Annotated in this window: 14 protein-coding genes; 9 read left to right on the top strand and 5 right to left on the bottom strand. The window is 73.1% G+C overall.

All coding sequences use genetic code 11. The features are described 5' to 3' along the window. Positions 1–136: 136 nt before the first annotated feature. Together ACFVXH_RS04845 and ACFVXH_RS04850 are read left to right on the top strand one after the other, a co-directional pair. Positions 137–685 (top strand): PadR family transcriptional regulator, encoded by a 549-nt coding sequence (locus ACFVXH_RS04845; RefSeq protein ID WP_049652276.1) that lies wholly within the window; start codon positions 137–139, stop codon positions 683–685. Between the two features lie 91 nt (positions 686–776). Then, a complete protein-coding gene (locus ACFVXH_RS04850) occupies positions 777–2,492 on the top strand; it encodes an acyl-CoA dehydrogenase family protein (RefSeq protein WP_074004212.1) in 1,716 nt (571 codons plus the stop codon). Between the two features lie 65 nt (positions 2,493–2,557). Here ACFVXH_RS04850 and ACFVXH_RS04855 read toward each other — a convergent pair whose 3' ends face one another. The 4 genes from ACFVXH_RS04855 to ACFVXH_RS04870 all read right to left on the bottom strand — a co-directional run bounded on the left by ACFVXH_RS04855 (position 2,558) and on the right by ACFVXH_RS04870 (position 4,993). Beyond that, positions 2,558–3,268 carry a response regulator gene (locus ACFVXH_RS04855; protein WP_387820213.1) on the bottom strand — a complete coding sequence of 237 codons (711 nt, stop codon included), beginning with the start codon at positions 3,266–3,268 and terminating at the stop codon, positions 2,558–2,560. 201 nt (positions 3,269–3,469) lie between these two features. After that, positions 3,470–4,135 (bottom strand): hypothetical protein, encoded by a 666-nt coding sequence (locus tag ACFVXH_RS04860; RefSeq protein ID WP_074004211.1) that lies wholly within the window; start codon positions 4,133–4,135, stop codon positions 3,470–3,472. 46 nt (positions 4,136–4,181) lie between these two features. Next, positions 4,182–4,592 carry a hypothetical protein gene (locus ACFVXH_RS04865; protein ID WP_074004210.1) on the bottom strand — a complete coding sequence of 137 codons (411 nt, stop codon included), beginning with the start codon at positions 4,590–4,592 and terminating at the stop codon, positions 4,182–4,184. Continuing rightward, entirely contained in the window at positions 4,589–4,993 is a 405-nt protein-coding gene (locus tag ACFVXH_RS04870) for a hypothetical protein (protein WP_074004209.1), read from the bottom strand. The genes ACFVXH_RS04865 and ACFVXH_RS04870 overlap by 4 nt, the downstream gene beginning before the upstream one ends. 343 nt (positions 4,994–5,336) lie before the next feature. On the opposite strand from ACFVXH_RS04870, the gene ACFVXH_RS04875 reads away from it, so the two are divergent. The 5 genes from ACFVXH_RS04875 (at position 5,337) to fahA (ending at position 11,634) form a co-directional block, all read left to right on the top strand. Continuing rightward, entirely contained in the window at positions 5,337–6,701 is a 1,365-nt protein-coding gene (locus ACFVXH_RS04875; protein ID WP_387820216.1) for a phosphoribosyltransferase family protein, read from the top strand. Between the two features lie 229 nt (positions 6,702–6,930). Next, complete coding sequence (gene hppD, locus ACFVXH_RS04880; protein ID WP_049659944.1) at positions 6,931–8,145, top strand: 4-hydroxyphenylpyruvate dioxygenase; 1,215 nt, start codon at positions 6,931–6,933, stop codon at positions 8,143–8,145. Positions 8,146–8,285: 140 nt separating this feature from the next. Next, positions 8,286–9,488 carry a homogentisate 1,2-dioxygenase gene (locus ACFVXH_RS04885; protein WP_387820218.1) on the top strand — a complete coding sequence of 401 codons (1,203 nt, stop codon included), beginning with the start codon at positions 8,286–8,288 and terminating at the stop codon, positions 9,486–9,488. Continuing rightward, a complete protein-coding gene (locus ACFVXH_RS04890; protein WP_387820220.1) occupies positions 9,485–10,414 on the top strand; it encodes a hypothetical protein in 930 nt (309 codons plus the stop codon). Before ACFVXH_RS04885 ends, ACFVXH_RS04890 begins: the two co-directional genes overlap by 4 nt. Next, a complete protein-coding gene (fahA, locus tag ACFVXH_RS04895) occupies positions 10,411–11,634 on the top strand; it encodes a fumarylacetoacetase (RefSeq protein ID WP_387820222.1) in 1,224 nt (407 codons plus the stop codon). The genes ACFVXH_RS04890 and fahA overlap by 4 nt, the downstream gene beginning before the upstream one ends. 97 nt (positions 11,635–11,731) lie before the next feature. Here fahA and ACFVXH_RS04900 read toward each other — a convergent pair whose 3' ends face one another. After that, a complete protein-coding gene (locus ACFVXH_RS04900; RefSeq protein WP_380737517.1) occupies positions 11,732–12,502 on the bottom strand; it encodes an SDR family oxidoreductase in 771 nt (256 codons plus the stop codon). A 101-nt stretch (positions 12,503–12,603) separates the two neighbouring features. Between ACFVXH_RS04900 and ACFVXH_RS04905 the strand changes: the two genes are divergently transcribed. Both ACFVXH_RS04905 and ACFVXH_RS04910 read left to right on the top strand, forming a co-directional pair. Continuing rightward, complete coding sequence (locus ACFVXH_RS04905) at positions 12,604–13,257, top strand: TetR/AcrR family transcriptional regulator (protein ID WP_387820223.1); 654 nt, start codon at positions 12,604–12,606, stop codon at positions 13,255–13,257. Between the two features lie 149 nt (positions 13,258–13,406). Beyond that, a complete protein-coding gene (locus ACFVXH_RS04910) occupies positions 13,407–14,489 on the top strand; it encodes an enoyl-CoA hydratase/isomerase family protein (RefSeq protein ID WP_387820224.1) in 1,083 nt (360 codons plus the stop codon). Positions 14,490–14,518 lie beyond the last annotated feature (29 nt).

Here is a 14,518-nt window from a genome sequence, read left to right on the forward strand (position 1 = left end):
ATTCTGGCTCTTATCCAACGATTTGCACCCAATAGTCCGGAATAACCGATAACCATCGGATCACGCCGGTGACCTGCGTCTCAACCGTCCGGGTCGCCATTGCCTATGCAACTCGTTGCATAGCAGGATGCGGGCCATGGCACTGGAGCACGCGATCCTCGTCTCACTGCTGGAGCAGCCCGGCTCCGGCTACGAGCTGGCCCGGCGCTTCGACCGCTCGATCGGGCGCTTCTGGACCGCCACCCACCAGCAGATCTACCGGGTGCTGCGGCGGATGGAGACGGACGGCTGGGTGGCCGCGCAGGAGGTCAGCCAGGACGGACGCCCGGACAAGAAGGTCTACTCGGCGGCCGAGGCCGGACGGGCCGCGCTGGCCGGCTGGCTGCGCGAACCGGTCGAACCGGAGACCGTCCGGCACGAGCTCGCGGTCAAGATCCGGGCCGCCGCCTTCGACGACCCGGCCGCACTGATCTCCGAGGTCGAACGGCACCGCGAGGGCCATGCCGCCCTGCTCGCCCGCTACCTGCACGGCGAGCAGCGGGACTTCCCCGACGCCACCGCGCTCGACGCCGGGCAGCAGCTGCAGCACGTGGTGCTGCGCGGCGGCATCGAGTACGAGCGGATGACCCTCGCCTGGCTCGACGACGTGCTCGCCACCCTGCGCCGCCTCTCCTCCGCCGGCTGACGGCGGACCGCCGACGACCGGCGGACGGCGGGCGACGCCCGGTCCCTGCCACCCGCCCCTCCTCACACCCTCGACCCCCGGGAGCCCCTCGATGCTCTTCAACCCGCGCAACTACGACCCCGCACAGTTCGACGAGCCGACCCGCCGGCTGCTGCGCGCGACGGTGGACTGGTTCGAGTCCCGCGGCAAGAAGGCGCTGATCGACACCTACATCGACCGCAGCTGGTACGCCGACTTCCTGGACTTCGCCGCGAAGGAGGGCCTGTTCGCGGAGTTCCTGACCCCCGCCTCGGCCGACCCCGACAAGCGCTGGGACACCGCCCGCATCGCCGAGCTGAACGAGATCCTCGGCTTCTACGGCCTCGGCTACTGGTACACCTGGCAGGTCACCATCCTGGGCCTGGGCCCGGTCTGGCAGAGCGGGAACGAGGCCGTCCGCGCCCGCGCCGCCAAGCTGCTGGCCGAGGGCCACGTGATGGCCTTCGGCCTCTCCGAGCGCACCCACGGCGCGGACATCTACTCCACCGACATGATCCTCACCCCGGACGGCGAGGGCGGCTTCACCGCGACCGGTTCCAAGTACTACATCGGCAACGGCAACGTGGCCGGCCTGGTCTCGGTGTTCGGCCGCCGCTCGGACGTCGAGGGCCCGGAGGGCTACGTCTTCTTCGCCGCCGACAGCCGCCACGACGCGTACCACCTGGTCAAGAACGTGGTGAACGCGCAGATGTACGTCAGCGAGTTCCGCCTGGAGGACTACCCGGTGCGCGCCGAGGACGTGCTGCACACCGGCCAGGCCGCCTTCGACGCCGCGCTCAACACCGTCAACGTCGGCAAGTTCAACCTCTGCACCGCCTCGATCGGCATCTGCGAGCACGCGATGTACGAGGCCGTCACGCACGCCCACAACCGGGTGCTGTACGGCAAGCGGGTCACCGACTTCCCGCACGTCAAGCGGGAGTTGACCGACGCCTACGTCCGCCTGGTGGCGATGAAGCTGTTCAGCGCGCGGGCCGTGGACTACTTCCGCACCGCCTCCCCCGAGGACCGCCGCTACCTGCTGTTCAACCCGATGACCAAGATGAAGGTCACCACCGAGGGCGAGAAGGTCATCGACCTGATGTGGGACGTCATCGCCGCCAAGGGCTTCGAGGCGGACACCTACTTCGACAAGGCCGCGAAGGACATCCGCGGCCTGCCGAAGCTGGAGGGCACCGTCCACGTCAACCTGGCACTGATCCTCAAGTTCATGGGCAACTACCTGTTCGCCCCGGCCGACTACGCCCCGGTGCCGAGCCGCCTGGACGCCGCCGACGACGACTTCCTGTTCCGGCAGGGCCCGGCCCGCGGCCTCGGCGCGATCCGCTTCCACGACTGGCGCGCCGCCTACGACCGCCACGCCGCGCTGCCCAACGTCGCCCGCTTCCGCGAGCAGGCCGACGGCTTCTGCGCGCTGCTGCTCGAGAACGCGCCGAGCAAGGAGCAGCAGGCCGACCTGGACTTCCTGCTGGAGATCGGCCAGCTGTTCGCGCTGATCGTCTACGGCCAGCTGGTGCTGGAGCAGGCCGAGTTGACCGGCCTGACCGCCTCCGAGGACGGCGGCGACGTGCTGGACCGGATCTTCGACGCGCTGGTCCGCGACTTCTCCGCGCACGCCACCGAGCTGCACGGCAAGGCCTCGGCCACCGAGGAGCAGGCCGCCTGGGCGCTGACGAACGTGCGCCGCCCGGTCGCGGACCCGGCGCGGGACGCGCGGGTGTGGGAGCGGGTCGAGGCGCTCTCCGGCGCGTACGAGATGCGGCCGTAGGGCGGAGCGGCAGGACTCCGGGGGTGCCGGTCGGCGGGCCGGCACCCCCGGTTCATCGCTCCGGTTCACCGCTCCGGGGAGGTCTGGCCGTCGCCGAGGCCCATGTCGCGGGCCCGGGCGACCGCCTCGGCGCGCGTGGCGACGTGCAGCTTCTCGAAGATGTGGGTGATGTGGTTGCGGACGGTCTTCTCCGCGACCACCAGCTCCCGGGCGATCCGTCGGTTGTCCAGCCCGCGCGCGACCAGGCCCAGTACCTCGGCCTCGCGGGCGGTGAGTTCGGGGAAGAGCTGCCCCGCCTCCCGCATCTTCGCCCCGGCCAGCAGGGCGGTGATCCGCCCGGCCACCTCGCCGCCGAACACCGCGCCGCCCGTCGCCACCGTCCGCACCGCGTGCAGCACCTCCTCCCGCCCGGCCCCCTTGACCAGGTAACCGCGCGCGCCCGCCTGGAGGGCGGCGAGCAGATTGCCGTCGTCGTCCGACATGGTCAGCATCAGCACCGGCGGCGGCGCCTCCCGGGTGGCGAGCTGTCGGACAGCCTCCAGTCCTGAGCCGTCGGGCAGCGAGAGGTCCATGATCACCACGTCGGGGTGGTGCCGGGCGACCGCCCCCGGAACGTCGGCGACCCGCTCCGCCTCGGCGACCACGAGGACACCCTCGGCGCTCTCCAGTGCCGCCTTGAGCCCCTCCCGGAACAGGGGGTGGTCGTCGACGATCAGTACACGGACGGGCGGGTCTCCGGCCGGGTCCGCGGGTTCCACCGGCTGTTCTTCATCCACCCGGCCGACACTATCAGCGGCGATCACGTGACTTTCCGTGACGTGCGCGTGAAGCCCTCCGCGTGTCGGCCCGGCGCCCGCCGCACCCGACGGCGATGGACGGGCGGCGGACGGATAACAGATGACAGTCGACAGCTGACAGATTTTGAACTCTGTCAGCTGTCGACTGTCATCTCACCGCGGCCTCCCGGCCTCGCGCCCTCACCCCTGCGGATCGGCCTGCCCCGAGCGCATGGGCCTGCTGTCCCACTCCGGCCCCAGGGCGGCGCCGGGGGTCCCGACGCGGCCCAGGACGGCGGTGACCGGTCCGCGGCGGCCGGCCCGGAGGCCGTACCGCTCCCCCGCCCGGACGTAGACCAAGTCGCCGGGGAGCAGCGGCACTTCACCGAGCTCGCCGAGGAAGGAGGAGGCTCCGGAGAGGACCACCAGGAAGGCGTCGGCGGCCCGGTCCGCGTACGGTCCGCAGACACCGACCGGGTCGAGCCGTACGGTGCCCACCTCCACCTGCCGCCAGCTCGGGGCGGGTGCGGAGCCCGACCGCTGGGCCGGGATGACGGCCCGGGGCGGGGTGGGACGGACGGTGAGCACGGCGGTCGGCGCGCCGCGGACGGCGGTGAGCCGGTAGGAGGTGCCGGGCCGGTGGTGCAGCACCTCGCCCGGGGAGAGGATCCGGCCGCCCGCGAGCAGCCGACCGGAGAGCACCACGGTCACCGATTCGACGGATTCGTAAGGGAGTTGCTCGACCCGGACGCCCGGCGGCAGCGCCTCGACGGTGAGTCCGGCGCGGACGGCCGGCCGCTGCTCGGGGTCGATCAGCCGCTGGAACGCGGGTGCGGTGCGGGGGACGGCAGCGGGGACGAGTATCACGAGGGGTCTCCTCGGATCGAGGACTGGCAGGACCCGTCGGGGCCGGTCAGGGCCGGTCGCGGCGGGTGGCGCGGCGGCGCGCCGGGGCGGCCCGGGCGCCGGCGGTGTGCCGGGGGACGGCGAGGGTCAGGCAGAGCAGTTCCGCGCCGAGCGGTCCGGCTTCGAGGTGCAGCGTGCGGCCGCGGTGGGCCATCAGCAGGTCCCCCACGGAGGCCAAGTGATCGGTCTCGTCGGAGAGTTGCCCGACGACGGCGGCTCCGCGCAGCACGTGCAGGACGGTCTCGGTGTCGGGCCGGCCCGCGAGCACGTGGTGGGCGCCGGGGCTCAGCCGCAGGTGGTCGAAGGTCTCGCAGGCGCTGGCGAGCATCGGGCGCCGGGCGAGGGAGCGGATCCGTACCCGCTCGCCGTTCGGGCCGATGACGACCATGGCCGCGCCGGTGTCGGTGGTGACGATCACCTGGGGTCACCTTCTTCGGAGGAGGGCGGGACGGCGAGGACGGCGTGGAAGTACTCCAGTCCTGCCGTGCCGGCGGCCAGCACGGTCCGCGAGCCGAGCGGCAGCACGATCGCGGTGCCCTCGACCAGCGGCAGGCCGGCCTCGGCACGCTCCGGATGGTCCTGGCGGTCCTGGTGGTCCGGCTGGTTCGGCTGGTTCGGGTGCACGGCGCCCTCGGGCAGTTCGGCGAGACCGGAGCCGGCGGTGACGTAGAGCGCGTGCTCGACGCCGTCGGCGGCCACCTCGGTGCGCCGGCCCGGGTCGAGCCGTTGCAGGCCGACGCCGCGCAGCGGTCCGGCGAGCAGGCGGCCGGGGTCGACGGCGCCTCGGCGGCGCAGGTCGGTGATCACGGTGCCCGACATGACGGGCGCTCCTTCCGGTCGCGGGCGGGCGCTGCGGTCCGCCTCTGTGATCCACCGTGCGCCGCCCGTTGTCCCGACCACACGGGGGTGTCGTCCCGTCCGGCTCCCAGCCCGCTCCCATCCGGGATCCCGGCCCCGTCCCGGCCGGATCCCGCTCCGGTCGCGCCAGGGTCCCGCCCTGGTCGCGTCCCGGTCGCGCCCCCGGTCCGGTCGCGGCTCCCGATCCCGCGCACCGCCCTCCGCACGCACCCAGGGAACCCCGTCCGCACGCACCCCGGGAGCCCCCGTCCGCGACCGCCCCGAGCCGCCCGGAACGACGTACGGTGGAACCGGAGGCCGTGTCATGCACGTCACCGGAACCCACTTCACCCGCTTCGCCGACCGCACCGAGGCGGGCCGTCGGCTGGCCGCCCGGCTCGGGCACCTGGCCGGCCCCGACACCGTGATCGTGGCGCTGCCGAGGGGCGGCGTGCCGGTGGCCGCCGAGGTCGCCGCGGCGCTCGGCGCACCGCTGGACATCTGCGTGATCCGCAAGCTCGGCGTGCCGTACCAGCCCGAGCTGGGCATGGGGGCGATCGGCGAGGACGGCGTCCGGGTGCTGAACGAGCAGGTGATCCGGTTCTCCTCGGTCACGGACGGCCAACTGGCCGAGGTGGAACGGCGCGAGCGCACCGAGCTGGCGCGCCGGGCCCGCCGCTACCGGGGTGACCGGCCGCCCGCCGACCTGCGCGGACGGACGGTGGTCGTGGTGGACGACGGCATCGCCACCGGGTCCACCGCCCGGGCGGCCTGCCGGATCGTCCGGGAGCGCGGCGCGGGGCGGGTGGTGCTTGCGGTGCCGGTCGCGCCCGCGGACTGGGCCGAGCGTCTCGACGAGGTCGCCGACGAGCTGGTCTGCGTCGACACGCCGTCCCCGTTCTACGCGATCGGCGAGTTCTACGCCGACTTCTCGCAGACCGAGGACGAGGAGGTGCTGCGGCTGCTGGCCGAGGCCGCCCGTGGCGACCCGCCCGGGGCCTCCGCCGGGGTCGACCGGGAGCTGCTGCTGCCCGTCACCGGGGTCCGCCTCGCGGGCCGGCTGACCGTCCCGGCCGGCGCGCGCGGGGTCGTCGTCTTCGCGCACGGCAGCGGCAGCGGCCGGCACAGCCCGCGCAACCGGCACGTCGCCGAGTACCTGAACCGCACCGGGCTGGCCACGCTGCTGTTCGACCTGCTCACCGAGGCCGAGGAGCCCGACCGGCGGAACGTGTTCGACGTGGCGCTGCTGGGCGGCCGGCTGACGGCCGTCGCCCGGCGGCTGGGCCCGGCGGAGGGCGGCCCGGACGCCACCGTGCCCGAGACCCGGGGCCTGCCGCTCGGCCTGTTCGGTGCCAGCACCGGCGCCGCGGCCGCTCTGCACACCGCCGCCGAACTGGGCCCGGCGGTACGCGCCGTGGTCTCCCGGGGCGGCCGCCCGGACCTCGCCGCGCCCGACACCCTGGCCCGGGTCCGCGCCCCGACGCTGCTCGTCGTCGGGTCGCTGGACCCCACCGTGCTCGACCTCAACCGGCGGGCCCGGAGCCGACTGCGCTGCGAGACCGGGCTCGCGGTGGTGCCGCACGCGAGCCACCTGTTCGAGGAGCCGGGGACCCTGGACCGGGTCGCCGAGCTGGCCGCGGACTGGTTCCTCCGCCACCTCCCGCGCCCCGTCGGCCCCGGGAGCGCGTGACCGTCCCATTGCGCAGACTTCGTGCTTCACCCCCGGTGAGCAGCGCATTTTGCGCAGCTGACAGCGGGAATTTCTGATCAGCTTGTACACATTGAGCAGTCAAAATCCGACCTGTTGCCCAACCACCCCGACAGGAGCAAGCTCTCCGCAACCACACCGCCCACCCGTTCGGTGCGGTCGCGATCCAGCGGAAGCCTCGACGGCGAGGCCCGAAGTGGAGGAACGAGCGATGACCCCGCAGTCCCACGCCCTTGAGTTGACCCCCGAGGAGCGCGAGGCCGGTCTTGACGCCGACCAGCTGCGCCGCCTCGTCGGCCTCGTCGAGCACGACGCCGCCGCCGACCCCTTCCCGGTGACGGCCCAGGACGCGGTCGTCTTCGTGGTCGGCAACGCCACCCAGACGGCGCAGTTCTACCAGGTCGTCTTCGGCATGGAGCTGGTCGCCTACTCCGGCCCGGAGACCGGCCGCCGCGACCGCAAGGCGTACGTGCTCCGCTCCGGCTCCTGCCGCTTCGTGATCAAGGGCGGCGTCCAGCCGGACAGCCCGCTGCTGGACCACCACCGCCGCCACGGCGACGGCGTCGTCGACCTCGCCCTGGAGGTCCCGGACGTCGACAAGTGCATCGAGCACGCCCGCGCGACCGGCGCCACCGTGCTGGAGGAGCCGAACGACGTCTCGGACGAGAACGGCACCGTGCGCCGCGCGGCCATCGCCACCTACGGGGAGACCCGCCACACCCTGATCGACCGCTCCCGCTACCACGGCCCGTACCTGCCGGGCTACGTCGTCGCGGAGAGCCGGGTCACCCACCCGGAGGGCTCGCCCAAGCGCCTCTTCCAGGCCCTCGACCACGCCGTCGGCAACGTCGAGCTGGGCCGGATGGACGAGTGGGTGGCGTTCTACAACCGCGTCATGGGCTTCGTGAACATGGCCGAGTTCGTCGGCGACGACATCGCCACCGACTACTCCGCGCTGATGTCCAAGGTCGTCGCCAGCGGCAACCACCGGGTGAAGTTCCCGCTCAACGAGCCGGCCATCGCCAAGAAGAAGTCCCAGATCGACGAGTACCTGGAGTTCTACACCGGCCCCGGCTGCCAGCACATGGCGCTCGCCACCAACGACATCCTCACCACCGTGGACGTGCTGCGGGCACGCGGCGTGGAGTTCCTCTCCACCCCGGACTCCTACTACGACGACCCGGAGCTGCGCGCGCGGATCGGCAAGGTCCGGGTGCCGGTCGAGGAGCTGAAGAAGCGCGGCATCCTGGTCGACCGCGACGAGGACGGCTACCTGCTGCAGATCTTCACCAAGCCGATCGGCGACCGCCCCACCGTCTTCTACGAGTTCATCGAGCGGCACGGTTCGCTCGGCTTCGGCAAGGGCAACTTCAAGGCGCTCTTCGAGTCCATCGAGCGCGAGCAGGACCGACGCGGCAACCTGTGAGCGTCCGAGGGCTCTGACGGGCCCCGACGAGCTCTGTAGAAGCCCGGACGGACCCTGACAAGGGTCTGTCCGGGCCCTGACAGGCTCTGGCAGGCTCTGACGAACGGATCTCTGCCGAACGGTCGAGGAGGACCACGGAGATGGCGTACTACCGGCAGCTGGGAAGCATCCCGCCCAAGCGGCACACCCAGCACCGCACCCCCGAAGGCGGGCTGTACTACGAGGAGTTGATGGGCGAGGAGGGGTTCTCCTCGGACTCCTCACTGCTCTACCACCGGGGCATCCCCTCGGCGGTGGTCAACGCGGTGCCGTGGGAGCTGCCGGACCAGTCCACGGTGCCCAACCACCCCCTCCTCCCCCGCCACCTCAAGCTGCACGAGCTGTTCGCGGACCAGGACTGGAAGTCCGCGGACGTCGTCGGCAGCCGCCGGCTCGTCCTCGGCAACGGCGACGTGCGGATCTCGTACGTCGCCGCCGGGGCCCCGAGCGAGCTCTACCGCAACGGGCTCGGCGACGAGTGCGTGTACGTGGAGTCCGGCTCCGGCACGGTCGAGACGGTGTTCGGCTCGATCGAGGTCGGGCAGGGCGACTACGTGGCCATCCCCCGTGCCACCACCCACCGCTGGGTGCCGGCCGGGGACGAGCCGCTGCGCGCGTACTGCATCGAGGCGAACAGCCACATCACCCCGGTCAAGCGCTACCTGTCCAAGTACGGGCAGCTGCTGGAGCACGCGCCGTACTGCGAGCGGGACTTCCGCGGACCGGTCGGCCCGCTGGTCGTGGACGCCCCCGGGGACGTCGACGTGCTGGTCAAGCACCGCGGCCCGAACGGGGTCGCGGGCACCCGCTACACCGTGCCGCACCACCCGTTCGACGTGGTCGGCTGGGACGGCTGCCTGTACCCGTACGCGTTCAACATCAAGGACTTCGAGCCGATCACCGGCCGGATCCACCAGCCGCCGCCGGCCCACCAGGTCTTCGAGGGCAACGGCTTCGTGATCTGCAACTTCGTCCCGCGCAAGGTGGACTACCACCCGCTGGCGATCCCGGTGCCGTACTACCACGCCAACGTGGACAGCGACGAGGTCATGTTCTACTGCGGCGGCGACTACGCGGCCCGCAAGGGCTCCGGCATCGGCCAGGGCTCGATCTCGCTGCACCCGGGCGGGCACACCCACGGGCCGCAGCCGGGGGCGTACGAGCGCAGCATCGGCGCGGAGTTCTTCGACGAGCTGGCCGTCATGGTGGACACCTTCCGCCCGCTGGAGCTCGGCGAGGGCGGCCGGGCCACCGAGGACGCCAACTACGCCTGGACCTGGGCCGGTCGGGGGCCCGGGCGATGAACGCGCTGCCTTCGGGGGGTGTGATCCCCGAGCTGTTCCGCGGACTGTTCGACGACGCGGCGGTGTTCCCGCCCGGGAACCTGCCGCTCGCCGAGGCGGTGCCCGCGCACCGGGCGCACCGTGCGGCCTGGTACGCCGAGGCGGTCGGGCCCTTCCTCTGCGGGGCCGGCCGACTGGGCGAGCTGGCCGCGGCGGTCTCGGCCGGCTCGGCTTCGGCCGGCGCGGCCGAGGGGGGCGCCGCGGGGGCGGACGACTCGGTGGTGGCGGGCGACCGGCCGCTCAAGGTCGGGCTGGTGCTGCCGGGGGGCAGCATCGAACTCGCCCCGGCGCTCGCCGCCGCCGCACCGTTCGAGCTGGCCGGCGTCGAGCTGGCCACCCGGGACGCCGCCAAGGCGGTGGCCGCGCTGGACCGGCTGCTGCCGCCGGACGTCCCCGCCGCCGTCGAACTCCCGCGCGAACTGCTGCGCGGGGACGGGCTGGACGCCGTCCTGGACGTGCTGGTGGACAGCCCGTACCGGGCGAAGTTCCGCACTGGCGGGCTGGTCGCCGAGGCCTTCCCGGACGAGGACGAACTGGCCGCCTTCCTCACCGGCTGCGCGCAGCGCGGACTGCCGTACAAGTGCACGGCCGGGCTGCACAACGCCGTCCGGCACACCGACCCGGAGACCGGCTTCGAGCACCACGGCTTCCTGAACGTGCTGCTGGCCGCGCAGGAGACCGACCGGGCCGCCGCCGCGGCGGTGCTGGCGGAACGCGACGGCGAGGTGCTGGCCAAGGCGGCACGCGCACTGACGGACCGTCAGATTGTGGTGATCCGCAACTCGTTCACCGCGTTCGGCACCTGTAGCATCGCCGAGCCCCTGGGTGACCTGGCCGCGCTCGGCCTGCTGTCGTCGCCCAGTCCACTGCACCAGGAGGACCGTTGAGCACCACCCCCAGCAGCTGGCTCGCCAGCGCCCAGGACTCGCCGTTCGGCGTGCACAACCTGCCGTACGGCGTCTTCACCGCCGCCGACCAGCCCGGGCGGCGCCGGATCGGCGTGCGCGTCGGGGACTTCGTGCTGGACGCCGGGGCGGCCGCCCGCGCGGCCGGAGCGCCGTCGGTGCTGCTGGACGCGGACTCGCTCAACCCGCTGATGGCGGCGGGGCGCCCGGTCTGGAGCCGGGTGCGGGCGGACCTCACCACCTGGCTCACCGACGAGTCCTTCCGCGAGGCCCTGTCGCCGGCGCTGCTGCCGGCCGACGAGGTGGAGCTGCACCTGCCGTTCGAGGTCGCCGACTACGTCGACTTCTACGCCTCCGAGCACCACGCCACCAACCTGGGCCGGATCTTCCGCCCGGGCTCGGAGCCGCTCACCCCCAACTGGAAGCACCTGCCGATCGGTTACCACGGGCGGGCGGGCACGGTCGTGGTCTCCGGCACGCCGGTGGTGCGGCCGTCCGGGCAGCGCAAGGCGCCCGCCGACGCCGCGCCGACCTTCGGGCCGTCGCGCCGGCTCGACATCGAGGCCGAGGTCGGCTTCGTCGTCGGCACGCCGTCGGAGCTGGGCCGGCCGGTCGCGCTGGACGACTTCCGCGAGCACGTGTTCGGCGTCTGCCTGCTCAACGACTGGTCGGCGCGCGACATCCAGGCCTGGGAGTACGTGCCGCTCGGCCCCTTCCTCGGCAAGTCCTTCGCGACCTCCATCTCGCCGTGGATCGTGCCGCTGGACGCCCTGGACCACGCCCGGGTCACGCCGCCGGATCGCGACGTCGAGCCGCTGGCGTACCTGGACGACCGGGGCGGCGAGCCGTGGGGCCTGGACCTGGCGATGGAAGTCCGGCTGAACGGGCACCAGGTCTCCCGGCCGCCGTTCGCCACCATGTACTGGACGGCGCAGCAGCAGCTGACCCACATGACGGTCAACGGCGCCTCGCTGCGCACCGGCGACCTGTTCGCCTCGGGGACGGTCAGCGGGCCGGAGCGGGACACCCGGGGCGCGCTGATCGAGCTGACCTGGAACGGCGAGGAGCCACTGAAGCTCCCGGACGGGACGACCCGGACGTTCCTCGAGGACGGCGACGAGGTGACCATCACCGCCACGGCGCCCGGGCCGGACGGCGCCGTGATCGGGTTCGGCGAGGTCACCGGGCGCGTGCGGGGCTGAGGGCCCACGACCGACGGATGACGGATGACAGATAACAGCTGACAGATTTCATCATCTGTTAGCTGTTATCTGTCAGCCCACCGCCGGCGGCTCCCGCCTACAGCCGCGAGCCGCCGGTGGCGTCGACCACGCGCCCCGTCATCCACCGCGCGTCGTCCGAGGCGATGAAGGCGACGACGTCCGCGATGTCCTCCGGCGCCCCGACCCGGCCGAGCGCGGCGACCGAGGCCGCCCAGGCCCGCGCCTCCGGATCGCCCAGGAACTCCGCATTGAGGTCGGTGTCGATGATCCCGGGCGCCACGGAGTTGACGGTGATCCCGCGCGGCCCGAGTTGCTGGGCGAGGTTGAGCGAGAAGGTGTCCAGCGCGCCCTTGGTGGCGCCGTAGGCCATGATCTCCGGCATGGCGAGCCGGGCCAGGCCGCTGGAGATGTTGATGATCCGGCCGCCGTCACGCAGTCGCTCCAGCCCGTGCTTGACGATGAAGAACGGTGCGCGGACGTTGACCGCGAAGACCTCGTCGAACTCCTCCTCGGTCAGGCCGGCGAGGTCGGAGCTGCGCCCGATCCCGGCGTTGTTCACGATGATGTCGACACCCCCGGCCGGCGCGTACTCGCCGATCCGCGCGTCGAAGGCCTCCCACAGCGCGACGGCATCGCCGTGCCGCCCGAGCGCGGCGGGCAGCGCGAAGGCCCGCCCGCCGTCCGCCCGAATGCCCGCCACCACCTCCTCCGCCGCCACCGCATCGCGGGCGTAGCCGACGGCGACGGTGGCGCCGTCCCGCCCGAGCCGGCGGGCGATGGCCCGGCCGATCCCCCTGCTGCCCCCCGTGACCAGTGCCGTCTTGCCCTGAAGCCTGTCCGCGCCCATGTCCGAGCCCCCTCCTGCTTGCACTCAACGTATTTCTTGAGCGATCGCTCAAAAAATACGCTAGCACACACTTCTTGAGTGAGTGCTCTAAAATTCAGCGCATGACAGAGGCGCACGCGGCGACAACGGCATCCCCGGACGGGCCCACCGGCCCGCCGCGCACTCCCCGTCGCGGACGCCCGCCGGCCTTCGACCGCGCCGAGGCCCTGGCCGCGGCCACCCGGCTGTTCTGGCAGCACGGCTACGAGGCCACCTCCGTCACCGACCTCACCACCGCCATGGGCATCCGCCCCGGCAGCCTGTACGCGGCCTTCGGTGACAAGCGGTCGCTGTTCGAGGAGGTGGTCCGCCAGTACGGCCACTCCCCCGCCGGCGAGTTCGCGGCCGTCGCGTTGGCGGAGGAGCCCACCGCGTACGGCGCCTTCGCCCGCATCCTGCGCGAGGCCGCCGCCGTCTACGCCGACCCGTCGCATCCGGCCGGCTGCCTGGTGATCTCCGCCGCCACCAATGTGACCCCGCAGGACGCCGTCATCCAGGACCAGCTGCGCGAGCGACGCAACGGGAACCTGCGCACCTTCGAGGAGCGGCTGCGCCGGGCACAGCAGGACGGCGAACTGCCGCCGGAGGCCGACTCGAAGGGGCTGGCCGGCTACTTCGGTGCGGTACTCCAGGGCATGTCCCAGCAGGCCCGCGACGGCGCCACCCCCGCCGACCTGGCCCGCACCGCCGAACTCGCCCTGCGCGCCTGGCCGTAGCGCCTCCCGCGCACCCGCGGAGCGCCCCTGGAGCGCCCGTCGGAAACATGATCGCCGGGCGAGTGATCACAACGGGCGCCTGCCCCGGTACGGTGGACGGTGGGAATCACCATCGCCGACGACAGCACCGAGGAACGGGAGCGGGCCCGATGAACGCAGAGGTGGCGGAGGTCCAGGCGTTCCTGGACGGCGGCGTCGGACGGCTCGTGCTGAACCGCCCGCGGGCGCTCAACTCGCTGACCCACGTCATGGTCACCGCCCTGCGCGCCACCCTGGACGGCTGGGCCGCGGACGACCGGATACGCGCCGTCGTGCTGACCGGCGCGGGCGAGCGCGGCCTGTGCGCGGGCGGCGACATCCGCGCGATGCACGACGACGCCAAGGCGGGCGGGGCCGGCACCCGGGCGTTCTTCCGCGACGAGTACCGGCTGAACGCGCTGATCGCCCGCTACCCGAAGCCGTACGTCGCGGTCATGGACGGCATCACCATGGGCGGCGGCGTCGGCGTGTCCGCCCACGGCGCGGTGCGGATCGTCACCGAGCGGTCCACCGTCGCGATGCCCGAGACCCGGATCGGGATCGCCCCGGACGTCGGCGGCAGTCGGCTGCTCGCCCACGCCCCGGGCGAGTTGGGCACCCACCTCGGGCTCAGCGCGGCCTCGATGGGCCCGGGCGACGCCCTGCTGTGCGGGTTCGCGGACCACTTCGTGCCCTCGCGGCGCATCCCGGACCTGCTCGACGCCCTGGGCCGGAGCACCGCCACGGCGCCCGGCACCACCACCGCCGGCACCACCGCCGTCGCGGCCGTCGTCGCCGCGCACGCCGAGCCCGCGCCGCCCGCCGCGCTGGCCGCCCAGCGCCCCTGGATCGACGCCTGCTACGCGGCCGACACGGTCGAGGAGATCGTCGACCGGCTGCTGAACTCCGGTGTCCCGGAGGCGAAGGAGGCCGCCGAGGCCGTCCTGGCGAACTCCCCCACCGCCGTGAAGACCACCCTGGCCGCGCTGCGCCGCGCCCGTACGCTCCCCTCGCTGGAGGCCGTGCTCGACCAGGAGTACCGGATCTCCTGCGCCGCGCTGGAGGGCCACGACATGGTCGAGGGCGTCCGCGCGCAGGTGATCGACAAGGACCGCAACCCCCGGTGGAAGCCCGGCACGCTCGCCGAGGTGACGGAGGCGGACGTCGCCCGCTTCCTCGCCCCGCGCGAGGGCGACGAACTGGGCCTGGCCTGAGCCCCCCTTCCCCGTCCCCTTCCCCCGCC

This window comes from Kitasatospora sp. NPDC058184 (assembly GCF_042883725.1).
In the GTDB taxonomy this organism is placed as follows: domain Bacteria; phylum Actinomycetota; class Actinomycetes; order Streptomycetales; family Streptomycetaceae; genus Kitasatospora.

Bases quoted from the DNA above. Each gene is read 5' to 3' on its own strand.
- ACFVXH_RS04850 (WP_074004212.1), top strand. From the start codon at position 777: ATGCTCTTCAACCCGCGCAACTACGACCCCGCACAGTTCGACGAGCCG.
- ACFVXH_RS04845 (WP_049652276.1), top strand. From the start codon at position 137: ATGGCACTGGAGCACGCGATCCTCGTCTCACTGCTGGAGCAGCCCGGC.
- ACFVXH_RS04875 (WP_387820216.1), top strand. From the start codon at position 5,337: ATGCACGTCACCGGAACCCACTTCACCCGCTTCGCCGACCGCACCGAG.
- ACFVXH_RS04885 (WP_387820218.1), top strand. From the start codon at position 8,286: ATGGCGTACTACCGGCAGCTGGGAAGCATCCCGCCCAAGCGGCACACC.
- hppD (WP_049659944.1), top strand. From the start codon at position 6,931: ATGACCCCGCAGTCCCACGCCCTTGAGTTGACCCCCGAGGAGCGCGAG.
- ACFVXH_RS04905 (WP_387820223.1), top strand. From the start codon at position 12,604: ATGACAGAGGCGCACGCGGCGACAACGGCATCCCCGGACGGGCCCACC.
- ACFVXH_RS04890 (WP_387820220.1), top strand. From the start codon at position 9,485: ATGAACGCGCTGCCTTCGGGGGGTGTGATCCCCGAGCTGTTCCGCGGA.
- ACFVXH_RS04870 (WP_074004209.1), bottom strand. From the start codon at position 4,993: ATGTCGGGCACCGTGATCACCGACCTGCGCCGCCGAGGCGCCGTCGAC.
- ACFVXH_RS04900 (WP_380737517.1), bottom strand. From the start codon at position 12,502: ATGGGCGCGGACAGGCTTCAGGGCAAGACGGCACTGGTCACGGGGGGC.
- ACFVXH_RS04910 (WP_387820224.1), top strand. From the start codon at position 13,407: ATGAACGCAGAGGTGGCGGAGGTCCAGGCGTTCCTGGACGGCGGCGTC.